General features: G+C 50.6%; 24 protein-coding genes and 1 riboswitch. Of the genes, 4 read left to right on the top strand and 20 right to left on the bottom strand.

Going from position 1 to position 23,180, the window contains the following annotated elements; all coding sequences use genetic code 11:
- Positions 1 to 8 precede the first annotated feature (8 nt).
- The 3 genes from thiE to thiW all read right to left on the bottom strand — a co-directional run bounded on the left by thiE (position 9) and on the right by thiW (position 2,253).
- Positions 9 to 674 (bottom strand): thiamine phosphate synthase, encoded by a 666-nt coding sequence (gene thiE / locus BQ7367_RS07470; protein WP_072524867.1) that lies wholly within the window; start codon positions 672 to 674, stop codon positions 9 to 11.
- Complete coding sequence (gene thiM, locus BQ7367_RS07465; protein ID WP_072524866.1) at positions 661 to 1,482, bottom strand: hydroxyethylthiazole kinase; 822 nt, start codon at positions 1,480 to 1,482, stop codon at positions 661 to 663. The genes thiE and thiM overlap by 14 nt, the downstream gene beginning before the upstream one ends.
- 84 nt (positions 1,483 to 1,566) lie before the next feature.
- A riboswitch (TPP riboswitch) is annotated at positions 1,567 to 1,677 on the bottom strand.
- 39 nt (positions 1,678 to 1,716) lie between these two features.
- Positions 1,717 to 2,253, bottom strand: a complete 537-nt coding sequence (thiW, locus tag BQ7367_RS07460) for an energy coupling factor transporter S component ThiW (protein WP_072524865.1) — start codon at positions 2,251 to 2,253, stop codon at positions 1,717 to 1,719.
- Between the two features lie 408 nt (positions 2,254 to 2,661).
- Between thiW and BQ7367_RS07455 the strand changes: the two genes are divergently transcribed.
- Positions 2,662 to 3,129, top strand: coding sequence for a YbaK/EbsC family protein (locus tag BQ7367_RS07455; protein WP_072524864.1), 468 nt, complete (start codon positions 2,662 to 2,664; stop codon positions 3,127 to 3,129).
- A 19-nt stretch (positions 3,130 to 3,148) separates the two neighbouring features.
- On the opposite strand, the gene BQ7367_RS14890 is transcribed toward BQ7367_RS07455, so the two are convergent.
- The 4 genes from BQ7367_RS14890 to BQ7367_RS07440 are packed head-to-tail and all read right to left on the bottom strand — an operon-like array spanning position 3,149 to position 5,091.
- Complete coding sequence (locus BQ7367_RS14890) at positions 3,149 to 3,283, bottom strand: hypothetical protein (RefSeq protein WP_268874768.1); 135 nt, start codon at positions 3,281 to 3,283, stop codon at positions 3,149 to 3,151.
- Positions 3,253 to 4,020, bottom strand: coding sequence for a hypothetical protein (locus BQ7367_RS07450; protein WP_072524863.1), 768 nt, complete (start codon positions 4,018 to 4,020; stop codon positions 3,253 to 3,255). Before BQ7367_RS07450 ends, BQ7367_RS14890 begins: the two co-directional genes overlap by 31 nt.
- Positions 4,021 to 4,034: 14 nt before the next feature.
- The gene (locus BQ7367_RS07445; RefSeq protein ID WP_072524862.1) at positions 4,035 to 4,721 is read right to left on the bottom strand and encodes an ABC transporter ATP-binding protein; all 687 of its coding nucleotides are present in this window, start codon (positions 4,719 to 4,721) and stop codon (positions 4,035 to 4,037) included.
- Complete coding sequence (locus BQ7367_RS07440; RefSeq protein ID WP_072524861.1) at positions 4,711 to 5,091, bottom strand: GntR family transcriptional regulator; 381 nt, start codon at positions 5,089 to 5,091, stop codon at positions 4,711 to 4,713. The genes BQ7367_RS07445 and BQ7367_RS07440 overlap by 11 nt, the downstream gene beginning before the upstream one ends.
- A gap of 227 nt (positions 5,092 to 5,318) precedes the next feature.
- Between BQ7367_RS07440 and glpK the strand changes: the two genes are divergently transcribed.
- Positions 5,319 to 6,815 (top strand): glycerol kinase GlpK, encoded by a 1,497-nt coding sequence (glpK, locus tag BQ7367_RS07435; RefSeq protein ID WP_072524860.1) that lies wholly within the window; start codon positions 5,319 to 5,321, stop codon positions 6,813 to 6,815.
- A gap of 113 nt (positions 6,816 to 6,928) precedes the next feature.
- Here glpK and BQ7367_RS07430 read toward each other — a convergent pair whose 3' ends face one another.
- The 4 genes from BQ7367_RS07430 to BQ7367_RS07415 form a co-directional block, all read right to left on the bottom strand.
- The gene (locus tag BQ7367_RS07430) at positions 6,929 to 7,600 is read right to left on the bottom strand and encodes an aldo/keto reductase (RefSeq protein ID WP_268874782.1); all 672 of its coding nucleotides are present in this window, start codon (positions 7,598 to 7,600) and stop codon (positions 6,929 to 6,931) included.
- A gap of 221 nt (positions 7,601 to 7,821) precedes the next feature.
- Entirely contained in the window at positions 7,822 to 8,811 is a 990-nt protein-coding gene (locus BQ7367_RS07425) for an alpha/beta hydrolase (protein ID WP_072524859.1), read from the bottom strand.
- A gap of 1 nt (position 8,812) precedes the next feature.
- Positions 8,813 to 9,055, bottom strand: a complete 243-nt coding sequence (locus BQ7367_RS07420) for a hypothetical protein (RefSeq protein ID WP_072524858.1) — start codon at positions 9,053 to 9,055, stop codon at positions 8,813 to 8,815.
- Positions 9,056 to 9,440: 385 nt separating this feature from the next.
- Entirely contained in the window at positions 9,441 to 10,730 is a 1,290-nt protein-coding gene (locus BQ7367_RS07415) for an IS30 family transposase (protein ID WP_072524857.1), read from the bottom strand.
- A gap of 199 nt (positions 10,731 to 10,929) precedes the next feature.
- Here BQ7367_RS07415 and BQ7367_RS07410 point away from each other — a divergent pair, with 199 nt between their 5' ends.
- Positions 10,930 to 11,817 (top strand): LysR family transcriptional regulator, encoded by an 888-nt coding sequence (locus BQ7367_RS07410; RefSeq protein ID WP_072524856.1) that lies wholly within the window; start codon positions 10,930 to 10,932, stop codon positions 11,815 to 11,817.
- 44 nt (positions 11,818 to 11,861) lie between these two features.
- On the opposite strand, the gene BQ7367_RS07405 is transcribed toward BQ7367_RS07410, so the two are convergent.
- From BQ7367_RS07405 to BQ7367_RS07395, 3 genes are all read right to left on the bottom strand, one after another.
- On the bottom strand, positions 11,862 to 12,776 hold the full coding sequence (locus BQ7367_RS07405; protein ID WP_442855398.1) for a SufB/SufD family protein: 915 nt from the start codon (positions 12,774 to 12,776) through the stop codon (positions 11,862 to 11,864).
- A gap of 52 nt (positions 12,777 to 12,828) precedes the next feature.
- Positions 12,829 to 13,575: an ABC transporter ATP-binding protein gene (locus tag BQ7367_RS07400; protein ID WP_072524855.1), complete on the bottom strand. Its 747-nt coding sequence runs from the start codon at positions 13,573 to 13,575 to the stop codon at positions 12,829 to 12,831.
- Between the two features lie 89 nt (positions 13,576 to 13,664).
- Positions 13,665 to 14,540, bottom strand: coding sequence for a LysR family transcriptional regulator (locus tag BQ7367_RS07395; protein ID WP_072526132.1), 876 nt, complete (start codon positions 14,538 to 14,540; stop codon positions 13,665 to 13,667).
- Between the two features lie 293 nt (positions 14,541 to 14,833).
- On the opposite strand from BQ7367_RS07395, the gene BQ7367_RS07390 reads away from it, so the two are divergent.
- On the top strand, positions 14,834 to 15,841 hold the full coding sequence (locus tag BQ7367_RS07390) for a YeiH family protein (RefSeq protein ID WP_072524854.1): 1,008 nt from the start codon (positions 14,834 to 14,836) through the stop codon (positions 15,839 to 15,841).
- A gap of 865 nt (positions 15,842 to 16,706) precedes the next feature.
- Here BQ7367_RS07390 and BQ7367_RS07385 read toward each other — a convergent pair.
- The 6 genes from BQ7367_RS07385 to BQ7367_RS07360 form a co-directional block, all read right to left on the bottom strand.
- Positions 16,707 to 17,693, bottom strand: a complete 987-nt coding sequence (locus BQ7367_RS07385; RefSeq protein WP_072524853.1) for a diaminopimelate dehydrogenase — start codon at positions 17,691 to 17,693, stop codon at positions 16,707 to 16,709.
- 109 nt (positions 17,694 to 17,802) lie between these two features.
- The gene (locus BQ7367_RS07380) at positions 17,803 to 18,969 is read right to left on the bottom strand and encodes an iron-containing alcohol dehydrogenase (RefSeq protein WP_072524852.1); all 1,167 of its coding nucleotides are present in this window, start codon (positions 18,967 to 18,969) and stop codon (positions 17,803 to 17,805) included.
- A gap of 13 nt (positions 18,970 to 18,982) precedes the next feature.
- The gene (locus tag BQ7367_RS07375; RefSeq protein WP_072524851.1) at positions 18,983 to 19,459 is read right to left on the bottom strand and encodes a flavodoxin; all 477 of its coding nucleotides are present in this window, start codon (positions 19,457 to 19,459) and stop codon (positions 18,983 to 18,985) included.
- 20 nt (positions 19,460 to 19,479) lie between these two features.
- The gene (locus BQ7367_RS07370) at positions 19,480 to 20,211 is read right to left on the bottom strand and encodes a TetR/AcrR family transcriptional regulator (RefSeq protein WP_235837568.1); all 732 of its coding nucleotides are present in this window, start codon (positions 20,209 to 20,211) and stop codon (positions 19,480 to 19,482) included.
- 45 nt (positions 20,212 to 20,256) lie between these two features.
- Positions 20,257 to 21,066 carry a precorrin-6A reductase gene (gene cobK, locus BQ7367_RS07365; RefSeq protein WP_072524850.1) on the bottom strand — a complete coding sequence of 270 codons (810 nt, stop codon included), beginning with the start codon at positions 21,064 to 21,066 and terminating at the stop codon, positions 20,257 to 20,259.
- Positions 21,067 to 21,222: 156 nt separating this feature from the next.
- Positions 21,223 to 23,031: an ammonium transporter gene (locus BQ7367_RS07360; RefSeq protein WP_072524849.1), complete on the bottom strand. Its 1,809-nt coding sequence runs from the start codon at positions 23,029 to 23,031 to the stop codon at positions 21,223 to 21,225.
- Positions 23,032 to 23,180 lie beyond the last annotated feature (149 nt).

Here is a 23,180-nt window from a genome sequence, read left to right as displayed (position 1 = left end):
CTTTTCTGTCAGCCCGCGAGCATTTCCTCTGTTTTCCTCCGAAGCGCCCGGGCCGCGTCTTCAATATGGTTCTGCGCGAAGATCGCGCTGATCACGGCAATTCCGCAGATCCCGCTGCCTCTAAGTTCTGTCACATTCTCTTTCGTTATCCCGCCGATGGCAACGACCGGAATGTGGACGGCTCTGCATATTTCTTTCAGCACTTGATGGTCCACCTCCACAGCGTCCGCCTTGGACCCGGTAGGAAATACAGCTCCCACACCCAGATAATCCGCGCCGTGCTCCTGGGCCTTCAATGCCTGTTCCACAGTCTGGGCAGACACTCCGATGATCTTATCCGACCCCATCTTTCTGCGCACATCCAGCGCCTCCATATCGCTCTGCCCCACATGGACTCCGTCTGCCCCGCACAAGACAGCAATATCCACATTATCGTTGATCACAAATGGCACTTTATACCGGGCACACAATTTTTGTATCTCTTTTGCTTCTCTGAGAAACGTGTCTGTATCAAGATTTTTTTCTCTTAACTGGACAAAAGTAACTCCGCCCTTCAGAGCGCTCTCTACCTGTTCATAAAGAGTCTGGGCGCCCAGCCAGCTCCTGTCCGTCACTGCATAGAGAAGCAGATCCTTTCTGCGGCAATTTCCGCCGTCCAGATTACCGCAATTCATATTTTGCCCCTTTCTCAAGCTCTTCGCCCGTCAAATTATAAACAGCGTCTATGATCCGGTTCCGGTAAGTAGAATTTCCGTCTCCTTCCTGCATCCGGGTCCATCCGATCTCTCCGGCAAGTCCCATGACGCACACCGCCGCGGCCGCGGCCTCCAGCGGATGTTCCGGATCCGCTGTCACATAGGCCGTCATCATTCCGGACAGCTGACAGCCCGTTCCTGTGATTTTCCCCATCTCCGGCCGGCCGTTACGTATCACGTAACACGTAGCTCCATCGGTCACCAGATCGACTGCGCCTGTCACAGCAATAATACTTCCCGCTTCCTTCGCGAATGCTTTCACAAATGCCACGGATCTGTCCAGAGTCTCTTCCGTCACCGCGTCAGCGGAGTCAGCGTCGACACCTTTCGTCGTCCCACTGCCTTCCGCCAGTGTCTTGATCTCGGAAATATTCCCCCGGATCACGGTGATCTTCAGTTGTTTCATAAGCTCCAGCGCCGTGTTGGTCCTAAGCGCGCTGGCTCCTGCCCCCACTGGATCCAAAAGCACCGGATGTCCCAGCTCATTGGCTTTCTTCCCTGCCCGGAACATCCCCTCAATGCTTGTCTTGTGAAGCGTACCGATATTGATATTCAATCCGCCGCAGATAGAGGTAATGTCCTCCACATCCTCTGCCTCATCTGACATAATGGGGCTTCCACCACAGGCCAGGATCATATTGGCCACATCATTTACTGTCACGTAGTTCGTAATATTGTGCACCAGCGGTGTTTTATTTCTCACATTTTCCAGATACTCTTTCATCATGATGTTGTCCTCCTGCCGTACAAAAAATCACCTGTCTTTCCATATAATAAAAAAACGGGGAACCTGATTAAAAGATACCCACGTCGTAAATATTCTGTATCTCCCTACGTTGGCATTACCCAAATCAGGTTGCGGGTCAAAGCGTTCCAGCTTACTCTCAGCCTGCTTCCGGCGCAAGCTCCCCGTTTTTCTTTTATAAATCTGATTTTTTATCTGGCATAAAATCACGTCTTGTTACTTCTTTTTCTTAACTGTCTGCGCTGCTTTATCCAGATTACCCAGATAAATGTCAAACACTTTCATCTTTTTCATCGCTGTCACCAGAATCACTGCGATGATGGTCCCCCCGAAACTGGATACAAAAAACGGAAGGACAAATCCGAATACCGCGCTTTCACTCCCCATGATAAGCGTAGCGACAGGATAACTCAGCAGCCCGCCGATAACGGATGTTCCAAACAGCTCTCCCAGATACGCCAGTGGAAGATGCTTTCCATATTTGTACAGCATTCCGCACAAAAAAGCTCCACACATGGATCCCGGAAACGCAAGCAGTGTTCCCGTAGCCATCAGGTTTCTGAAAAGACTTGTGACAAACGCCATTCCCACTGCATAACCTGGTCCCAGGAACACACCGCCAAGTATGTTGATAAAATGCTGGACCGGAGCGCACTTTGATGCTCCCACCGGGATCGACAATGGCGAACATACGATGCCGACTGCTACCAGAATACCCGCAAGAGCAAGTTTCCTTACATTGACATTTTTCATCTCTCAACCTCCTGTACACGTACCGCCATGCTTTTTGTCCCTGGCGCAGTCTGACAACCGCACAGCCGGCACTTAACGGTCGGCGCTTACTGGCGCCCTCTCACTCCGGAACACGGATTCCCTCGCATGTGTTTTTGTACATTCCCTGACTTTGAGATCCGTCAGGGAAAAGATGCTTAACGCTCCTGTGTACAGTAAAAACCCGGAGCGGCGCTCCCCGTCCGGGAAAACTTTTTATTCGATTGTACGGGATTCATCTTACCACGTCCGGGAAAGAAAATCAATAAGATAGATGTCCTGTTCTCAAACCTGTACAAAGTCATGCCGCTGCAGATTGTATTTTTATTAACCACATGTTATAATATCAGCGCTTAACTGCTATATTACGAAAGAAGGTTCCTTAATATTATGTCTGTAAAAATCGTCAGAAACTATTTTAAAGAAAACAATATTAACAAGGAGATCCTTGAATTCCAGGTATCCAGCGCCACCGTAGACCTGGCGGCCCAGGCCGTCGGCGTGGAGCCGGCAAGGATCGCAAAAACACTGTCCTTTTACACAAGGGAAAAAGACGCCGCGATCCTGATCGTAACAGCCGGGGACAAGAAGATCGACAACAGCAAGTTCAAACAATTCTTCGGGATGAAGGCCAGGATGCTCGCTCCGGAAGATGTGGAGCATATGACCGGTCATGCCGTCGGCGGTGTCTGCCCCTTCGGTAACCCGGATTCCGTGACCACTTATCTGGATGTATCCATGAAACGGTTTGACACAGTATTTCCGGCTGCCGGAAGTTCCAGTTCAGCTGTGGAGATGACCTGCGATGAGCTGGAAACATATGCCCGGGCGAAAGAATGGATCGATGTATGTAAATGATCCCGCGGCCCGGAAATATCTATTCACTGTTCTGCACGGCAAAGGCGCTGCCGCGGCTGTGCCGGCCCATCCCGGACCGGTGCCGCACATGGCAGCGCTTTTCCTGACTGTACACTTCACCATCTATACACTCAGCTTCCTGTCTGCCAGCCATCCGGACGCTCCGAACAGGAGCAGAGACACCGCCGCAAAATATCCGATATCCCATATATTCCAGCCTCCGGATGCCGCCATACCCTGGATGCCCGGAACGGAATACAGGGCCACCAGACCGATCTCCATCAGAACGTTCAGGACAAAGAACAGGATCACCGCCAGCAGTCCGGCAAACCTGGATCTGACCAGAACGGTACGGGCCAGGATCACGGAGAAAAACCCGATAAAGATCACAGCCATCCAGAAAAGGAAGAGATAGACGGCAAATATCAGGATCACCCGGATGTCCGCCCACTTGATCCCGCCTTCCGCGGTGATCTGCAGCACCTTTCTCACCCCTTCGACGATCGCTCTTACGCCGCCGATGTCGATCACACTGAATGCCAGGCATATGCAGCCTGCCGTAAAGAACAGGGCAAATACAAAAAGCATCTGCAGTATGGCAGAAATAAATTTCGCCCCCAGGATCTCCCAGATCGGTTTCGGGACCATCCAGAGCATATAGCTCTGTTTCGTCCTCAGATCCCGGTTCAGGACAATGACACTTTCGATCCCCGTATATAAAAGTACCAGAAACGCGACGAAAAACATCAGTGCCATGGTAAGCCCCGCCAATGTGTCATGTCCAAACAACAGCGCCCATCCGAATACCGCGGCTCCCAGCACCAGCGCGGCAAGAATGATCAGCCTTGAAGTTTTCTGTTTCTTCCATTCATATTTAATCAGTTTTCCCATCTCCACGTTCCTCCTCACATGATATCCATATAGATCTCACCGAGAGACCGGCCGCTCTTCATTCGTTCCGACTCCAGGTTGATCTTGTCCACCAGCTGACCTGATCTGATAAAGATAGCATACTCAATAAAACTTTCCACTTCTTCCAGCAGATGCGTGGAGATCACAAAGGTCTTCTTCCCGTCTGCCTCTTCCAGGATCAGATCCACGATCTCTTCCCTTGCCTTATAATCGACACCGTTTAAAGGTTCATCCAGAAGATACAGTTCCGCATTTCTGGACAGCGTCGCCGCCAGTTTGACCTTTGCGGCCATGCCGCTGGACAGATCCCTGACTTTCCGCGTGTCCGGAATTCCCATCTTTATCATCAGGTCTGTAAACCTTCCGCGGTCAAAGTCCTTGAAAAAATCTTCATAATAGAGCCCCACATCCGCCACTTTCATAAAATCATAGAAAAACGGCTCTGTCGCCATGTATGCGATCTCCCCTTTATCCCTGTAAGTGAGCGGATGTCCCTTGTAGATGATCTCACCGTGGCTTGGCTTCGCCAGCCCCGCCGCCATCTTCATCCATGTTGTCTTGCCGCTCCCGTTCTCTCCCAGAAGCCCATACAGTTTCCCCTCGTCCAGATTCAGTGTAAGATCCGCCACAGCCTCTGTGCCGCCATACCATTTTGTCAGGTCTCTACATTCAAGCATCATTGTCTCCGTCCTCCTTGTCCTCCTCATATTCTTCGATCTGGGTGATAATATCATCCTTCCGGAAGCCCAGATCTTCCATCTCATGCATAAAATCTCCCAGCAGTTTCCCTGCCATCTCTTTTTTTAATGTCTCAAACATATTCTCCTCCTCTGATACAAAGGTACCGATGCCTCGTCTTGTAAAGCAGTATCCTGCCATTTCCATCTCCCGGTAGATCCTGGCAGCCGTATTCTGATTGACTTTGAACTCTACCGCCAGGTCCCGGCTGGAGGGCATCTTGTCTCCCGGTTTTAATTCTCCTTTGACCATTCTCTTCTTCAGCTCATGTATGACCTGGAGATAGATCGGAGTGCCTGCATTATATTCCATGTCATCCCTCCTTCAGTGTGATGATCTCATGTGTATTAGTGCTATAGTTACATAGTACACTATTATTTTAGATACGTCAAGTATTTTTTTGAAATCTGTTCTTCGCTGTGATCCCCTTTTTTCTCCGGGGTATGTTATAATGAGAAAAATATATCGTATATGTGAGATTTTCCCGCAGATACAGGCTTCTTCTGGCGGGAAACAAAAACGGAAGGAGGAAGACCGAAATGGCAAAATATGTGATGGCTCTGGATGCCGGGACCACCAGCAACAGATGCATCCTTTTTAATGAGAAAGGGGAAGTATGCAGTTCCGCGCAGCGGGAATTTACTCAATATTTCCCCCAGCCGGGATGGGTGGAGCACGACGCCGACGAGATCTGGGCAAGCCAGCTGGGAGTCGCCGTGGAGGCCATGAACAAGATCGGCGCGGCCGCGGCTGACATCGCCGCGATCGGGATCACGAATCAGAGAGAGACGGCCATCGTATGGGATAAAAATACAGGAGAGCCTGTGTACCACGCGATCGTGTGGCAGTGCCGCCGGACCTCAGAATACTGCGATTCTCTCAAGGAAAAAGGACTGACAGACCAATTCCGGGAAAAAACCGGCCTGGTCATCGACGCCTATTTCTCCGGCACAAAGATCAAATGGATCCTGGATCATGTTCCGGGCGTACGTCAGAGAGCCGAACAGGGAGAGATCCTGTTCGGGACAGTGGAGACCTGGCTGATCTGGAAGATGACAAAAGGAAAAGTCCATGTGACAGACTATTCCAACGCTTCCCGTACCATGCTGTTCAACATCAATACTCTGCAGTGGGACGACGAAATACTTGCAGAACTGGATATTCCCGGATGCATGCTGCCCGAAGTGAAACCCTCCAGCTGTATTTACGGGGAGACAGATCCTTCTTTCCTGGGCGGACCCATCCCCATCGCGGGGGCTGCCGGAGACCAGCAGGCCGCTCTTTTCGGACAGACCTGCTTCCGGCCGGGCGAGGCAAAGAACACATATGGGACCGGTTGTTTTCTGTTGATGAATACCGGGGAGAAACCTGTATTTTCAGACAACGGTCTTGTGACTACCATCGCCTGGGGGCTGGACGGGAAAGTGGATTACGCGCTGGAAGGTTCTATCTTTGTAGCCGGAGCAGCTGTCCAGTGGCTCCGGGATGAAATGCGCCTGATCGACTCGGCGGAGGATTCGGAATATATGGCGCAGAAAGTAAAGGATACCAACGGCTGCTATGTGGTCCCGGCCTTCACCGGCCTGGGCGCGCCTTACTGGGATCAGTATGCGAGAGGCACTATCGTGGGCATTACCCGGGGAGTAAACAAATATCACATCATCCGCGCCACTCTGGAGTCGCTGGCCTATCAGGTAAATGACGTCCTGACCGCCATGAAGGCAGACTCCGGGATCGACCTTTGCGCCCTGAAAGTAGACGGCGGCGCCAGCGCCAACAATTTCCTCATGCAGACTCAGGCAGATATCATAAACGCGCCGGTCAACCGTCCCGTCTGCGTAGAGACAACAGCCATGGGAGCGGCCTATCTGGCCGGGCTGGCCGTGGGCTACTGGAAGAATAAGGATGAAGTCATCCGGAACTGGGCCATTGACCGGACGTTTACTCCGGCCATCACCGATGCAGAAAGAGCCGCCCGGATCAAAGGATGGGAGAAAGCCGTAAAATATTCCTACGGCTGGGCAAAGGAAGATTAAAACCACATAAAGGTTCTGCTGTGGATGCAAGGCCGAATAAGGCAGACAACAAGTATCTTCGCGATCCCGTTGTCTGCCTTCATTTTTGACAATATTTTTATATTCTCCGTGATTTAATACCAGTCGTGCTTTTCCCTCTTCTCCAATGCGGCAATCTGCTTCATTTCCTCTGCTGACAGCTCAAAATCAAAAATGGAGATATTGTCCCTGATGTGATCGGGATTGCCTGATCCCGGAATGACCGCCACCCCCTTTTGCAAATCCCACCGGAGGATTACCTGGGCTGCGGATTTTCTGTGTGCTGCCGCGATCTCCTGCAGTACAGGATCGTCCAGCATTGCCCCGGTGTATCCCCGCCCGCCCAGTGGATACCAGGCCTGGACAGCAATTCCTTTATTCTGAATATACTCCACCACCGGGCTGTCCTGATAATACGGATGGATCTCATTTTGAATCAGCGCCGGTTTTATGGATACTTCCGGCAGGAAAGGATCTGTCTCCCGGATATAGTAGCAGGAAATACCGGCAGTGCGCACTTTCCCGTCCTGTATGGCCTTTTCGATTGCCGCATACGCCGTTACATCGTCTGGGGCCGGATGATGCAGCAGCATATCAATATAGCCAATGTCCAGCTTCTTCAGCGCTTCATCAATGGCTTTTGCAGCATGGCTGTACTGATTTGGATACAGCTTGGTCTGCACGAAGATTTTCTCTCTCGGCACGCCGGATTTACGGACGCCTTCACCCACTTCCCTCTCGTTTCCGTAAAAGGATGCGGTATCAATGAGGCGCTATCCGCTTTGTATGGCTTCGCACACTGCATTTGTGCAGATCCTTCCATGAAGGGCATAGGTCCCAAGCCCTGCCGCCAAAAGGAGAGTACCCGTTTACCACGATACTGTCAGGCAGCTGATCAAAACCACGACTGTAATCAGAAGCGAAATCGGTTTTTGTTTCATAAATATCGTTGCCTCCTGCCCTCCGGTTATCTGCTGAAAATAACCTTTTAGTTCATGGCATTCTGAAAAAATGCCGCCATTTTGTCAAAGGGAATCACATCCAGTTTGTCATACAAATCCGTATGCACCGCGCCGGGAATGATCAGCAGTTCCTTGTTCTCCGGATTCGGATTGTCTTTCATCATATTGGCATAAGCGTCACGGCTGAAATAGCAGGAATGGGCTTTTTCACCGTGGATGATCAGCACGGCAGAGCGGATCTCATTGCTGTACCGCAGAATGGGCTGGTTCATAAAAGACATGGTGCCGGTTACATTCCAGCCGCCGTTGGAATTAAGCGAACGGGCATGATATCCCCGCCGGGTCTTGTAGTAGTCGTGATAATCTTTTACATAAAAGGGCGCGTCCTCCGGAACCTGCTCTGCCACACCGCCGCCCAGGGCATAAGAACCGTTTTTGTAATCTTCGGTCCGCTGTGCATTAAGGGCTTTTTTCCTTTCGAAGCGGGCAGCTTCGCTGTCCTCTGCATCAAAGTAGCCATTCGCGTTCACACGGGCCATGTCGTACATCGTAGAGGCCACAGCCGCTTTAATCCGGGTGTCCAGGGCCGCGGCGTTCAGCGCCATGCCTCCCCAGCCGCAGATACCGATAATTCCGATCTTCTCCGGGTCTACATCTTCCCGCAGCGACAGATAGTCCACAGCCGCCTGAAAATCCTCCGTATTGATATCCGGGGATGCCATATACCGGGGCTGGCCGCCGCTCTCACCGGTGAAAGACGGATCGAATGCGATGGTCAGAAATCCACGCTCCGCCATCGTCTGTGCATACAGACCTGCAGCCTGCTCTTTTACCGCACCAAAGGGCCCGCATACGGCGATGGCCGCCAGCCTGCCTCCGGCATTCTTCGGCTTATACAGATCCGCTGCCAGAGTAATTCCGTAACGGTTATGGAATATCACCTTGCTGTGATCTGCCTTGTCACTCCGGGGAAAAGTCTTGTCCCATCCCTCTGTCAAAATCAATTTTTCTTCCATATCAAAGTCCTCCATTCATTTCTTTTTGAATTTTATAGATCAGATAATCCAGACAGTCGATTTTCTTTTGACCTGTCCGTACTGTGCCGAGCAGCGCCTTTCGATACTGCTGAAGAATCGGCAACATTCCTTTTAAATTTCCGGCTTTTACAAAAGACATGCAATTCTCTGTTGTCTGTATGTCACAGCCGGCGTCCTTTAGATTCTGATAGATCAAAGCGGGCGTATCGAATGCATCTGCCATTCTGCTGCACCTCCTGTGCTTTTATCATAAATGCACAGAAGCGATATGTCTAATATTTATATTTCATATCATGATATTCTTGACAGGAATATCATGAATACCTATACTGGACCTGGGTTAATTGAAATTCTAAATGCAACATTGAAGTTGTAACTGCACATTGAAAACTTTATGAAGTTGTAACTGCATAAGATCATGAGTAACTGCAACTGTTTTAAGCTGTTTTTCTGGCTTTGGATTGCCTTTTTCCGATTTTCCTTGTAAAATTTCTTAAAGGAAGGCATGACAAAACACAGACTGCATTTTTTACTTTTCGCAGAAGTTGTAAATGCACCCTGTTTGTGTTTCCTTTTTTACCGTGTCCTGTCTTCTCTAAAATTCCGGTTTACTTCTTAAACAAAGCCGGTGTAAGGGTTATGGAATCGGATGGGATCTTTTCAAGGCCCAGGAGGTTCGCAGTCTCCTGGCCGTAGATCTTGATAAAAAGATCTATAGGAGCCTGTCCGTTCCACTTTTTTCGTGGATAGGAATTGATGTGGTTCATCATTTCCCTGATCTCTTCTTCCGTATATTCATCCTTTGCATGATTTTTAGGTATGAGATAACGGATCAATTCATGGTTCCGTTCACAGTTGCTCTTCTGATTTGTATTCATCGGGTCACAATAGAATACCCGGCACTGGATCTCTCCGGTCTCCATATCTGCTTCGATTTTTTCGGGATCGCTGAATTCGCTTCCCCGATCGGTAATAATAACCTGAAAAAGCATCCGGAATTTCTCATCTCCAAGTGCTTCCCGCAGCCGGCAGAATATTTCTGTTACTGATCCCGCTGTGTTGCGCTCTCTCAGGAACATGAGCTGTACGTCACAGTTGGTAAACAAGATTGTCAGCAGTGTCTGGCCGCCTTTGTGTATGACCACACTGTCCATCTGGCTGACTATGGCATCTGGATTTTGGCGCATATATTCCTCGCATTCTTCATAGCTGCGTCCGATATGGCATTTTCGATCTACCCTGAGAACCGGACCGCTCTTTTTACGTTCCGACCTGCGTAGTTTCCTTCTCAGATCTATATTTCTGGCATCCAGAAGACCTGCGTCAATATAGGAATAGATTGTCCGGTTCGATACTGGCAACTCATCTCTGTAACGTTCACAGATAACAGGAAGTGACTGTCCTTTTTTTAGCAGTGGTGTAATCGTATCATTGATCCGATTTAATTCCTGCTCTGTGAGGGAGATTCCTTTCCGGGACTCCGAGAGCATCTGTTCATACTGCTGCTGAGCATACTTGGCATCATAGAGCATCCTGCGCAGACGGCAGCGAAGCCGGTGGTCACAGGCATTACATACAAACGGTGACTTTTCATAGTCTGTACAGAATTCTTCCCGATAATCAGGGCATCCTTCCTGGCATCGTCCACATGCTGTCTGGCACTGCTTCTTTCCATGGAAGCAGCCTGAACGACAGTTCGGGATTCTGGTACAGGTACGATGGTGGATACAGTTGTTCCCTTTGGAAGTGGCAACCAGTCTCCTGTGTGCTTTGATCTCTCTGCCGACAGTAGACCGATCCTTTCCAATGTTTTTGGCGATCTGTGCGATCTTCAATCCCTGCTGCAGACCTGCCTGGATAGTAAGCCTGTCATCATATGTAAGGTGTTTATTACTCATGGTTACCTCCAATCCGAAGACAGGACAAGGATAGTATACTGGGAAAAAGGCAAAAAGAAACCATGAAGTTACAACTGCAACTCCATGGCTCATATGCCTTGTAATTCTAACTGCAACAACCTATGTTGCCATTAATTTTTCAATTAATCTATACTGGACCTGTAACTTGATACAAAAACTATATAAGGAGAATATACCTGTGGAAATCCGTGTTTTACGATATTTTTTAGAAATTGCAAGAACCGGAAATATGTCACGGGCGGCAGACGCCCTCCATGTCTCCCAGCCCACTCTGTCCAAGCAAATAAAGGAACTTGAGCTGGAGCTTGGGAGGAAGCTCTTCCGCCGGGGCAGCGCCGGCCTCAGCCTGACAGATGAAGGGATGCTTCTGCGAAAACGGGCAGAGGACATTCTGGATATGGTGGATAAAACGGCGGATGAGTTTCAGGCTCTGGATGATATAACCGGCGGTGAAGTGCATATCGGATGTGCCGAATCTTATCAAATCAAATATCTGGCACAGACAATTCAGGAATTTAAGAAAAAATATCCGTTATTCCGTTATCATCTTACCAGCGGAAATACCGAGCAGGTTGCAGAACGGCTGGACCGGGGACTGATTGATTTTGCAGTAATTGCCGAACCGCCGAATCTTTCCAAATACAATTATTTAGAAATACCCGGGGTTGACTGCTGGGGGCTTGTAATGAAAGAGAACGATCCGCTTTCCAAAAAAGAGTGTATCCGCGTTGATGATCTCATCGGGCTTCCCCTGATCTGCTCCGCACAGGGCATGAAATTCGATATTTCCAGATGGTGCGGTGAAAAAGCAGATATGCTGAACCTTTCCGGCACGGTAAATCTTGCCTATAACGGCTCTGTTTTTGTGAAGGAAGGGCTGGGCTATCTGCTGATGTTTGACCGTCTGGTCGATACAAGTCCCGGCAGCGGCCTGTGTTTTCGGCCATTGGAACCGCCTCTGGAAACGAAAATGTATGTGATCTGGAAAAAGTATCAGGTGTTTTCTCCCATTGCCGAACTGTTGCTGGACGAATTAAAGATTCAGTTATGTATGCAGGGACATTGAAAATGAAAAGCGACGGGAATCCGCCGCTTTTCTGTGTTTGATTCTTATTTCAAAAAACTTTCGATGATCACCGATTCGGCCTCTTCTTCGCTGAGCCCGAATGTCCGCAGCTTCACCAGCTGCTCATCATTGATCCGTCCGATGGCCGCCTCATGGATGATCTGGGCGTCCACATGCCTTGCGTCGATCTCGGGGATCGAACTGATCTCCGCCTTGTCCATGATGATGGAATCGCACTGGATATGCGCGTGACAGCGGTTGTTTCCGATCGCTTTCGGATGGAACACCTGCTTGGATGTTCCTTTCCCCACAGACCGGGACACGATCCTGGCTGAACTGTTCTCTCCGCTGAGCTCTACATCCATGTTGGACACCGCCGTCTGCCCTTCATCCGTCATCAGCTTCTCCGTCACAAAAAGCTTCGCGTTGTCCGCCAGCTCAATGTAATTCTCCCGCTCCGTGGAATCCACACCCCGGATCTGAGTGGTTTCCAGTGTAAAGACGGAATCCTCGCCTACATAGATCTTGGTCACGGGATTGAGTACCTTCTGCCCGGTGCCGTCTCCTTCCGCATAGTGATTTTCAACATATTTGACATTGCAGCCTTTCCCCACATGGAACGAGTGGATCCCGTCATGCCTTGTCTCGGAGCAGCCCTCCCCGTGGATGCCGCATCCGGCGATGATCGTCACATCCGCTCCGTCCTCAATATAGAAATCGTTGTATACAATGTCCACGCCTTCTTTTGACATGACCACCGGTATATGGACCTGCTCTTCCTTTGCCTCACCGCTGATGTGGATATCGATCCCCGGCTTGTCCTCTTTTTTCACAATATGGATATGGCGGCTGTCTCCATGGCATACGGCCATCCCGTTGAGACGCAGGTTATATGCTCCCTCCTGCTTAAACCCGTAGGAATCGATCATGTTCAGGACATCCTGCACCGCTCTGTCCAGATCGATCTTCTTCTCTTCTGTCTGCGTTCCGGCTTCCTGCGCTTTCGTATCTTTAAGCTCCATAGAGCTCACCTCCCTTTTGCCTTCTGCACTCGCACGAATCCAGCTCCTGTCCGAACAGGGACGGCATGATCTCCTGTGCCGCTCCGATGGACTCTACTTTTCCGTCAGAGATCACCATGATCCGGTCTGCCATCTGGATGATCCTCTCCTGATGGGAGATCAGGATCAGACTCTCATTCTTCATTTTGTGAAGCTGCTCAAACCGTTTGATCAGCATGGAAAAACTCCACAGGTCGATGCCGGCCTCCGGCTCATCAAATATACAGAGTTTATGGTGTTTGGCAAGAACCGTGGCGATCTCGATCCGCTTGGTCTCTCCGCCGGACAGCGTCGTATCTACTTCCCGGTCGATATATTCTCTGGCACACAGGCCCACACTGCTTAAAAGACCGCAGCATGTCTTCTCGTCCAGAGTTTCCCCCGCCGCCAGAGAGAGGAGACGTCTCACCGTCATCCCCTTGAAACGGGGCGGCTGCTGGAACGCAAATCCGATCCCTGCTTTCGCTCTCTCGTCAATTGTATAGTCTGTGATGTCCTGACCGTCCAGATAAACCTTTCCTCCTGTTGCCTTATTAATGCCCATGAGAACCTTGGCCAGCGTTGATTTGCCGCCGCCGTTGGGCCCCGTGATGACAAGCATCTCTCCGTCATTTACCGTAAAGCTTACATCAGACAGGATCTCAGAGGGTTTTCCCTCCTCTATGACATCATATGATAAATGTTCTACCTGCAGCATATCTGAAGTTCACTTCCTTCTATATTATTATGATATATCGTATTTCATCCGCCCCGTCCGTACGCCGGCGGCGGACTGTTTCCCGGACTCTATGAAGAAAATCTCCGGAAGATCTCCCGGTATCTGTCCGCATATATGCTCCCCTTCCTCCAGATAAACATAAATTCATGGGATATGCGTACATCCTTTAAGGGAATTCGTTTCAGAAGGCCTTTCTCCAGATCTTCTTTCACAGCAGTCTCATATAAAAATGTAATACCGCACCCGGCTTTTGTCAACTCCCGGATCGTCTGCAGACTCCCCACTTCCGTCGTCTTTTCAAAATCATGGATGCTCAGATTCTGCGAGTCCATCCAGCGTTCAAGCACCTCCCGGGTCCCCGATCCCTCTTCTCTGATCAGCAGCCGTTCCTGAAAAAGATTCTCAATTTTATCCGGTTTTTCCCGGAAGGGATACTCCGGACTGCACACCGCAATATATTTTTCATCCGAATATTTCTGGAAATCATATTCGCTCTTCTGAAAAAAGCCTTCCACAAGAGCGAAGTCGATTTCCCCTGCGTCCAGTCGACGGAGAAGCTCCTGCGTATTCCCTACGATCATATGAATATCCGCTTCGGGATCCTGATCCAGATACCGCTTCAGGACCCCTCCCATCAGGACATCTCCTACTGTCCGTGTAGCTCCGAAACACAGCTTCTCTCCGCCGTCAGTCTTTTGCATCTCGCTCTGCATCGACAGTTCATCATGCATCATGGTCAGAGACGCATTTCTGAGGATCTCTCCTGCCCCTGTCAGCTTCAGCTTTTTCCCTTCATATTGAAAAAGCTTTGTATTATAGTGCTTTTCCAGAAAACGGATATGCTGTGAAACCGCAGGCTGTGTGATATTCAGTTTTTCAGACGCCCTTGTAAAATTCATGCACTGGCAAACTGCCAGAAATGTCTCCATCCTGAAATCCAGCATGTCTCTTCCCCTTATCACAAAAGACAGGGCTGCGGCCCGATACTCCCGAAAACTGAAAAGCCGCCCCCGTCTTGATAAAATGGGCGGAGTTTTCTCCATGCGAAAAACTCCGCCCAGATATATAAGAAATTACTCCCTGTACTATACTATAACATATATTTATCATAAAATAAATATTAATAATTTTATTTTATGATTTTTTTATGTTATTGTAGATCCCGGAACTGGAATTGCTTTCCAGATCTCCGGGATCCTGTATCCATCCATTATCTTTCTTTCAGGAGGCTCTGCACATGGACTTTATAAAAACAAACGGAAAGGGACTGATCCTCTGTCTGGCCATCGCAGTCCCGGCATGGTTTCTGGGTCAGACGCTCCCCGTCATCGGCGGCCCTGTATTTGCCATTCTCATCGGCATGACGGTCACACTGCTTCCCGGAAACAGAGAAGCGTTCTCTGCCGGGATCAACTATACATCCAAAAAGATCCTTCAGGCGGCCGTTGTATTTCTCGGATTCGGGATGAATCTGACAGAAATCCTTGCGAAAGGGAGGCAGTCTCTTCCCATCATCCTCTCAACGATCACAACTTCCCTGGTCATCGCCTTTCTTCTGTATAAGGCTCTCCGGCTGCAGCCCAACAATGCCATTCTGGTAGGCGTCGGCTCTTCCATATGCGGAGGCAGCGCCATAGCCGCGACCGCTCCGGTGATCGGCGCGTCCGATGAGGAGGTGGCCCAGTCCATCTCTGTCATCTTTCTCTTCAATGTGGCCGCAGCGCTGATCTTCCCCGCTCTCGGCGCCGCGCTCGGCCTCAGCAATGAAGGGTTCGGCCTGTTTGCCGGCACAGCCGTCAATGATACTTCTTCCGTCACAGCCTCCGCCACGGCCTGGGACGGCATCCACGGCAGTAATACGCTGGAGGCCGCCGCAATTGTAAAAATGACAAGAACCCTTGCCATCATTCCGATCACACTGGTTCTTGCCGTCTGTCGCGGAAGAAAAGAAAAAAATATGGAAGGCTCCTCCTTCAGTCTGAAAAGGTCCTTCCCGTTTTTTGTTCTGTTTTTTGTTCTGGCCTCTGTAATTACCACGGCATTCCATCTTCCCGCAGGGGTGACCGGCCCGCTCAAAGAACTGAGTAAATTCCTGATCGTCATGGCCATGGCCGCCATCGGGCTTAACACAAATATCGTAAAACTGATCAAAACAGGAGGAAAACCGATCTTCACGGGCTTCTGCTGCTGGATCGGCATCTCACTGGTCAGCCTGGGAATGCAGCACATTCTCCACCTCTGGTAAGAAATCTGAGTTTACCAGGGGGATTCAGAAGCCGCCGGGGGGATCGGCAAAACGGAGGGAACCGAAAGAGTAATACGTTGGAAAACGTATTCTGCGGCGACAGAACAGGTGTCCCTTGCTCCGTTCCGGAATCCGGGAAAACATAAAGGGACTTCAGCTCCGCCTAAAAGTAAGGGAGGCCGATGGGCAACTCGCATTCGCTCAGACAATCCCATCGGCCTCCCTGACGGCGGAGACTAAAGTCCCTTAAGTTTTTCCCGCGGATTCCTCCAAAGTCGCCGGTCCACCTGCCTGGCGCCGCAGAAAGACCCCTCCAGCCGGCACTCTTCCCTAACCCTCCACTTTATCCATCCCCTCCGGCGTCATGATTCATCCCCACAACAATCCCAGGATTTATGAGCAGTATGTAAGGGGAACGCCCTCGGCTATATCAGCGATCACCCCCAGGAAAGGTATCTACCAGAAGGCGGATGGCATATGTCCGGTGCCCTGAAATGTTATTTTCTCCAGTGGAGTTCCCCTTGCACGGGGTCCTTAAATCCTGGGATTGTTCGGGGGATGAGGGGATGATGCCCGCAGGGGCAGAGAATGTTCTGATCGGGAGGGGCAGCCGGGGAAAGGGACGGCTGCAGAAGCCGTGTATCGGCATGGAGCGTTCCGAATACACCTGGCGCTCCTTGTTAAGAAACCGAAGTGGGAGTCCCTCTGGACGATCACTTCGGTTTCTGTTACAAGGACTCCAGGGGATGAGGTAGAGCGGGCTAAAACGGCGCTGCAGCTGATCCTTTCCCCCGGCGTCCTTTTCTGATTATATCATTTTCTGTTCCTGCCGGACGTATCACCCATCTCCCGGCAAACTCAGATTTTACAACATTGTTCTGCGCAGTTCTTCTCCGTCTTTCGCGCTCAGATATGCCGGCGCGATATCGAACACTGTCCTGCATCCTGACACGCCTTCCCGTGACAGCCGGTAAGCGGCTCTTGCGTATGCCACCAGAACGGAGGAGGTAAATTCCGGATTGGAGTCCAGTTTCAGGCTGTACTCGATCAGATGGCTGTTCTCCCCGTTCCATCCGGTATGTCCGCTGCGGAGGACAAATCCTCCGTGAGGGATCCCGCTGTGGTCTCTCTTCAGCTCTTCTTCACTGATGAAGTGTACGGTTGTGTCATAATCGGAGAAGTAGTTCGGCATCGTCTTGATCTCTTCTTCCACCTTTGCCGCGTCCGCTCCTTCTTCAAGAACTACAAAGCATTCCCTTGTGTGTTTCTGCCTTGTTGTCAGATCCGGGTTTTCTCCGTTTCTAACAGCTTCCAGAGCGGCCTCTACCGGGATCGTGTACTGTTTGGCGTCTTTGACTCCTTCTACTCTCCGGATGGCGTCGGAATGTCCCTGGCTTACGCCCTTGCCCCAGAATGTATAGTCTTTCCCCTCCGGAAGCAGCGCGTTGGCATACAGCCGGTTCAGAGAGAACATGCCCGGATCCCAGCCTACAGAGATGATCCCCACCTTGTTCCCTTCTCTGGCAGCCGCGTCTACATTGGCATAGTGCTCCGGGATCCTGGCGTGGGTGTCAAAGCTGTCGATCACATTGAACATCCGCGCGAACTGCGGGGTCTGCTCCGGCAGGTCTGTGGCGCTTCCGCCGCAGAGGATCATGACATCGATCTTATCCTGCCAGTCTGCCGCGTCTTTCACATGGCATACAGGAACTCCTTCGGTCAGTATATCTACATTTTCGGGAGACCTGCGTGTAAATACCGCCGCCAGCTCCATATCCGGATTCTGACGGACGGCGCACTCTACGCCTCTCCCAAGATTTCCATAGCCTAAAATACCAATTCTGATACTCATTTGCGCATCTACTCCTTTACTGTTTGCTTTTTCTTATACTTCGGGAAGTATTCCGCTGTTATTATACAGTTGCGGGAGCAAGTTTTCAATGTGTTTTTGTTTCCGGATCTTACAGGCTCTGACGGAAGATCTCCGCGATCTCGTCTTTGGTAAGGACCTTGTAGCCGCCTTCCATGATCAGCGTACTCTCCACAAGTCCCGGGATCATGTCTTCTGTCACGCCCAGTTCTGTCAGATTCATAACGACCCCGATCTCTTTCATGTAGTCTTCCATTGCCGCAAGTCCTTCTTCCGCTACCTGCCCGGCAGTCTTTCCTTCCGGATCAACGTTCCATACATTGACTGCGTACCTTCTGAATTTCTGAAGTCCGTATTTCATGATATGGCGGTAATATGGCATGGATACTGCCGACAATGTCATACCGTGGGTCGCGTTTGTGTGGGCTCCTACTGCCTGCCCCAGCATATGAACCTCCCAGTCTGTGGCCTTTCCCTGCGCGATCAGGGTATTGAGCGCCCATGTGGCGATCCACATGATATTGCTCCGGGCCTCATAGTCCCGTGGATTTTTCACGGCGATCCGTGTGCTGTGGATCAGGGATCTCAGCAGTCCTTCTGAGATGTAATCCGATGTATTGTCATCCTCCCCTGAGAAATACTGCTCCAGTATATGGCTCATGATATCAAAGAAGCCCGCTTTCATCTGATAATCCGGCAGTGTGAATGTGAACGTCGGATTCAGGATGGCGAATTTTGGAAATACATTCTCGCCAAATACATGCCCGATCTTCAGTTTGGATTCCCGATTCGTGATGACCGCCCCGCCGTTCATCTCGGAACCTGTTCCTACCATGGTCAGCACCGCGCCTACCGGAATGATCGGATTGTCTACATCCTCAAAACGCAGGTAATATTTCTCCCACGGATCGTCTTCGCAGTATGCAGAGACAGACACTGCCTTAGAATAATCGATGGTAGATCCGCCGCCTACCGCAAGGATCAGATCGACCTTGTTCTCCTTCGCGATCCGGCAGCCCTCATACAGCTTCTGCACTGTCGGGTTGGGCATAACGCCCGGATCTTCAAAAATATTTTTCCCGTTGGCTTTCAGGATCTCCACCACCTGGTCATAGATCCCGTTTTTCTTGATGGAGCCCCCGCCGTATGTGAGCATGATGTTCTTTCCGTATTTGGGAAGCTCTTCGTTGAGAAACTTAAGAGAATCCTCTCCAAAATATAATTTCGTCGGGTTTGAATAACTGAAATTTCCTAACATGTTAACGTCCTCCTTATTTTGCTTTCTCTATCCACGCCGCCAGTTCTTCTACAGTCGGATTTCCGTTCAGCATCCTGCCTTCCACGATCTCCGCGCCCGGAGCGCTCTTCTTCAGATCTTTCGCGGTCTTTCCGAATCCGCTGCCCCCTGAAGTGGCGAACAGGAAGATCTTTTTCCCGGAGAAATCATAGCTCTCCAGGAACCGGTTGATGATCGTGGGAGCCGTATACCACCAGATCGGGAAGCACACCGCGATCACGTCCCGATTCTCGATATCTGCGGATGTATCTGCCAGTTCCGGATACGGCGCTTTGCCTTTCATTTCTTTTGAACTTCTGGAAGAAGCATCCATCCAGTCCAGATCCGCCGCTGTATAGGGGACGGCCGGCCTGATCTCATACAGGTCCGCTCCCGCGGCCTCCGAGAGCTTCTCCGCAGCCTTCCTTGTCACTCCGCTCGCCGAAAAATAAGTTACCAGCATTTTGTTCATGTCTGTCTCTCCTTTCAGTTTCAAAAAACACCCAGCAGTTTCTTTACATGGGCAAAGGTAATGTCATAGACTGTCAGATAAACATAGTCTACCTCTGCCGCCTCCATTGCTGTCCTTTGTTTCTCCGTCACAAATGTATACGGGTAAATACCGAACATAAACGGGAAAAAGGAAAAGATAAACTCCTGTATCGCTGCCTCTGTCATATCCGGGAAATACTGCTCCAGGCAGTTCCGGATCTCTTCCAGAGTCTCTTTGTAGGTCAATTTGAATTCCACCAGCCGCTCTGTACGGCTGTTTTCCTCAAGGTCATAGTGATTCATGGACAGCAGCTTCAGAAGATTTTTTCTTTCTTCCAGAGAGTGGGCTATGGTATCCGCAAATTCTGTGCGGGTCATAGAACTGCGTGTACTCCGTATCTGGCGGAGCCTGTCATCCCATAAACGATATTCTCTCTGCAGCAATGCCAGAAAAATTTCTTCCTTTGTCTGGAAATAATTGTATATGGAAGTTCTTGTAAAAGAAGTGGCCTCTCCGATCTCCTTTAAGGTGATCTCCTTGAAGCTCTTTTTTTCATAGAGCCGTGCGCAGGCATTGATGATCTCCTCCCTGCGGGCATGGGCCAGTTCTTCCGAACTCCTTGACATGGTCTGTCCCTCCTTTTTCTTCTGACATAATGTCAGTTTTCTTACGGTCTTATTCTGACACAATGTCAGCAGGCTTGCAAATACTTTATCTGCATCAATCAGCATGCTTTGGAAGCATGGTATCCCGGGGATGCCGGTTCTGCCTCTGTTTTACTCCTGACATAATCTGTGATCAGCTGCTGCTTCATAGTCTTCCATCTTTTTCATCACTTCCTCCAGGCTGCATCCCTCTTCTTCCGGTCTGGATACCACGACCAGCTCTGCCCCGGTCTGCCGCGCTGCCTGAAGTTTCTCCGGAAATCCCCCTTCTTTTCCGGACTCTTTTGTCACAAAATATTCTGCCTCTGTGTGACGGAGGAGCGCCGCGTTCATTTCTGCGGTAAAGGGCCCCTGCATGGCGATCAGGTGCCTTCCCCGGAATCCCAGACGCGCCGCTTCACACACCGCCTCTTCTGTGGATAAGACGCGGGCATAGCACCGCTTTTGCCATCCGTCGATCTCCCGGTACCGGTACAGCTCTTTCCCCCCTGTGGCGATCAGAATACTGCCTTTGGTCTCTTTGAGATATTCCACCGCTTTTTCTACAGAACAGACCCGACGGATCCTGCCATTTTTCTCTGCCGCCTGCATCTGTGCTTCCTCTTCTGGCTCTCTCTCCCGCAGGCAGCGCACATACGGGATCTGTTCTTCCCGGCAGGCGTCTGCTATATTTCTGGTGGCCTCTTCAGCAAAGGGATGAGTGGCGTCAATCACCAGTCCGATCTGGTACCGCGCCGCAAACGACCGGATCTGTTCCTGATCCATTCTTCCGGAGAGAACAGTGATCCCCGGCAGATCTTTCAGGATACTTGCGCCATATTCCGTAGCCGCACTCACAAAACAGGGGACTTTCAGCTTTGATGCCTGTTCTGCCAGTCTCCTTCCTTCGGTCGTTCCCGCAAAGATCAGTATACCTTTCATGTCTGTCTCCTCTTATCTTGTAAATCTTTTCTCACTACTGATTATATAGAAGATTCCGGCGCGTGTACAGAAAAAGCACGGCCGGATCGGATTCCTGCCGTGCTTTCCCTGGTATTTGAGATGTTTCTTAATTTTTATTCTTCCTTCCGGATCGGATCATTCTTCATCCTGAAGGGCATCGTATCCGTGCTCGTTCGTACGGATCTTCACCACGTCCTCCACATCATAGACGAAAATCTTGCCGTCTCCTACATTGCCTGTATACAGGACCTTCTGAACGGTATCCACCACAGTGTCCGTGGGGATCTTACATACGACCACATCGATCTTGACCTTTGGCAGAAGCCTGGTCTCTACCGGAGCTCCGCGGAAATATGTGGTGTGACCTTTCTGCATGCCGTATCCGAATACATTGGTGATCGTAAGTCCTGTCACGCCCAGCTTCTCCAGGGCGCTTTCAAGCTCTGAGAACCGGGACTGATTTGTCACTACGGTAACTTTCGTCATCTTCTGCCCCTGGCGCTCCAGATGGACCACCGGAACCGCCTCTTCCGCCGATGCAGAGCCGGCCGCGGCTCCTGTGGATGATGACGCTCCTGCTGACGGCGCCGCGCTGTCTGCCGCAGCAGTCTCAGCAGCATGCCCGGCAGCTGCAGGGATCTCCAGCGGCGTCCTGCCGTCTGAAAGTCCGGATGTCTCTGCCGCAGGCGCGAAATCCGGGTACGCGATGTTGCCGTGCTCGCCGATATCCAGGCCCTGCAGTTCTTCCTCCCGGGATACGCGGATACCGACGGTCTTCTTAAGCGCCAGCCATACAATGGCCGTCGTGCAGAATCCAAACACTGCCACTGCCAGGATTCCGATCAGCTGAGTCCCAAGCAGGCTCCATCCACCGCCGAAGAACAGTCCGTTTCTCGTGGAAAGAGTTGTAACTCCCTCCTGGGCAAAGAGCCCGATACAGATGGTTCCGAAGATACCGCAGCACAGATGCACAGACGTCGCTCCCACCGGATCGTCGATCTTGATCTTGTCAAAGAATACTACCGCGAATACCACGATGATCCCGGCGATGGCGCCGATCAGCAGAGAGCTCTCCACGCTGACATATGCACAGCCGCCGGTAATTCCAACCAGTCCGGCAAGACATCCGTTGATGGTCATGCCCAGATCCGGTTTTCCCAGACAGATCCAGGATGTGATCGTGGAAGTCAGCACCGCGGCAATGGCGGATGTATTTGTGGTGACAAGAATATATACGACGTCAGACGGGTTCTGGAAACTCATCGTGGAACCCGGGTTGAACCCGAACCATCCCAGCCAGAGAACAAACAGGCCGATCACTGCCAGAGACATATTGTGTCCCGGGATAGCCTTCGCTTTTCCGTCTTTTCCGTATTTCCCGATACGGGGCCCCAGGATGAGCGCTCCCGACAGGGCCCCCCAGCCGCCCAGGGAATGCACGACGGTGTCTCCCGCGAAATCCATGAATCCGATATCTGCCAGCCAGCCGCCGCCCCAGATCCAGTGTCCTACTACCGGATAGATGAACAGGGTCAGAACAAAGGAAAAAATGATAAAGGAAACATATTTGATCCTCTCTGCCACCGCCCCTGACACGATCGTTGCGGCTGTACCGCAGAACACAAGCTGGAAGAAAAATTTCCCCCAGAACGGTACGTTGGATGTGAGCGTATCCGCATAGTATGACAGATCAGCGCCTCCCAGGATAAACAGGTTCTCCGTGCCGATGAACGGATTGTCCCCGCCGAACATCAGGCCCCATCCAAGGAGCATGAAGCCAAGAGATGACACGGCAAAAACAATAAAGTTCTTGGACAGGATGTTTACCGTATTCTTCGCCCGCGCGAATCCTGACTCTACCGCCGCGAATCCGAGGTTCATCCAGAAAACAAGGATCGCTGCCAGCAAAACCCAAAAAGTATCGATGATCATTGTATAATCCATAATATCCCTCCCAGTCTGCTTTATTTCTATGCCTCCTCCAGAGAAAAACAAAAAGACGAAGATGCTTCCGCGATGGAAAACATCTTCGTCTTCTGGCGTTTACTTTATCACTGTATTTATCTTTTGTCAATAAATTTTTTATAATTTTT

Origin of the sequence: Clostridium sp. Marseille-P3244 (assembly GCF_900120155.1) — a bacterium.
Classification (GTDB): Bacteria; Bacillota; Clostridia; order Lachnospirales; family Lachnospiraceae; genus Mediterraneibacter.
Note: the sequence above shows the minus strand (reverse complement) of the source record. Positions and strands in the feature narration are given on the sequence as shown.

Coding starts and splice junctions, on each gene's coding strand:
- thiE (WP_072524867.1), bottom strand. CDS start 674: ATGAATTGCGGTAATCTGGACGGCGGAAATTGCCGCAGAAAGGATCTG.
- thiM (WP_072524866.1), bottom strand. CDS start 1,482: ATGATGAAAGAGTATCTGGAAAATGTGAGAAATAAAACACCGCTGGTG.
- thiW (WP_072524865.1), bottom strand. CDS start 2,253: ATGAAAAATGTCAATGTAAGGAAACTTGCTCTTGCGGGTATTCTGGTA.
- BQ7367_RS07455 (WP_072524864.1), top strand. CDS start 2,662: ATGTCTGTAAAAATCGTCAGAAACTATTTTAAAGAAAACAATATTAAC.
- BQ7367_RS14890 (WP_268874768.1), bottom strand. CDS start 3,283: ATGGCTGGCAGACAGGAAGCTGAGTGTATAGATGGTGAAGTGTACAGT.
- BQ7367_RS07450 (WP_072524863.1), bottom strand. CDS start 4,020: ATGGGAAAACTGATTAAATATGAATGGAAGAAACAGAAAACTTCAAGG.
- BQ7367_RS07445 (WP_072524862.1), bottom strand. CDS start 4,721: ATGATGCTTGAATGTAGAGACCTGACAAAATGGTATGGCGGCACAGAG.
- BQ7367_RS07440 (WP_072524861.1), bottom strand. CDS start 5,091: ATGGAATATAATGCAGGCACTCCGATCTATCTCCAGGTCATACATGAG.
- glpK (WP_072524860.1), top strand. CDS start 5,319: ATGGCAAAATATGTGATGGCTCTGGATGCCGGGACCACCAGCAACAGA.
- BQ7367_RS07425 (WP_072524859.1), bottom strand. CDS start 8,811: ATGGAAGAAAAATTGATTTTGACAGAGGGATGGGACAAGACTTTTCCC.
- BQ7367_RS07420 (WP_072524858.1), bottom strand. CDS start 9,055: ATGGCAGATGCATTCGATACGCCCGCTTTGATCTATCAGAATCTAAAG.
- BQ7367_RS07415 (WP_072524857.1), bottom strand. CDS start 10,730: ATGAGTAATAAACACCTTACATATGATGACAGGCTTACTATCCAGGCA.
- BQ7367_RS07400 (WP_072524855.1), bottom strand. CDS start 13,575: ATGCTGCAGGTAGAACATTTATCATATGATGTCATAGAGGAGGGAAAA.
- BQ7367_RS07395 (WP_072526132.1), bottom strand. CDS start 14,540: ATGCTGGATTTCAGGATGGAGACATTTCTGGCAGTTTGCCAGTGCATG.
- BQ7367_RS07390 (WP_072524854.1), top strand. CDS start 14,834: ATGGACTTTATAAAAACAAACGGAAAGGGACTGATCCTCTGTCTGGCC.
- BQ7367_RS07385 (WP_072524853.1), bottom strand. CDS start 17,693: ATGAGTATCAGAATTGGTATTTTAGGCTATGGAAATCTTGGGAGAGGC.
- BQ7367_RS07380 (WP_072524852.1), bottom strand. CDS start 18,969: ATGTTAGGAAATTTCAGTTATTCAAACCCGACGAAATTATATTTTGGA.
- BQ7367_RS07375 (WP_072524851.1), bottom strand. CDS start 19,459: ATGAACAAAATGCTGGTAACTTATTTTTCGGCGAGCGGAGTGACAAGG.
- BQ7367_RS07370 (WP_235837568.1), bottom strand. CDS start 20,211: ATGCTGATTGATGCAGATAAAGTATTTGCAAGCCTGCTGACATTGTGT.
- cobK (WP_072524850.1), bottom strand. CDS start 21,066: ATGAAAGGTATACTGATCTTTGCGGGAACGACCGAAGGAAGGAGACTG.
- BQ7367_RS07360 (WP_072524849.1), bottom strand. CDS start 23,031: ATGGATTATACAATGATCATCGATACTTTTTGGGTTTTGCTGGCAGCG.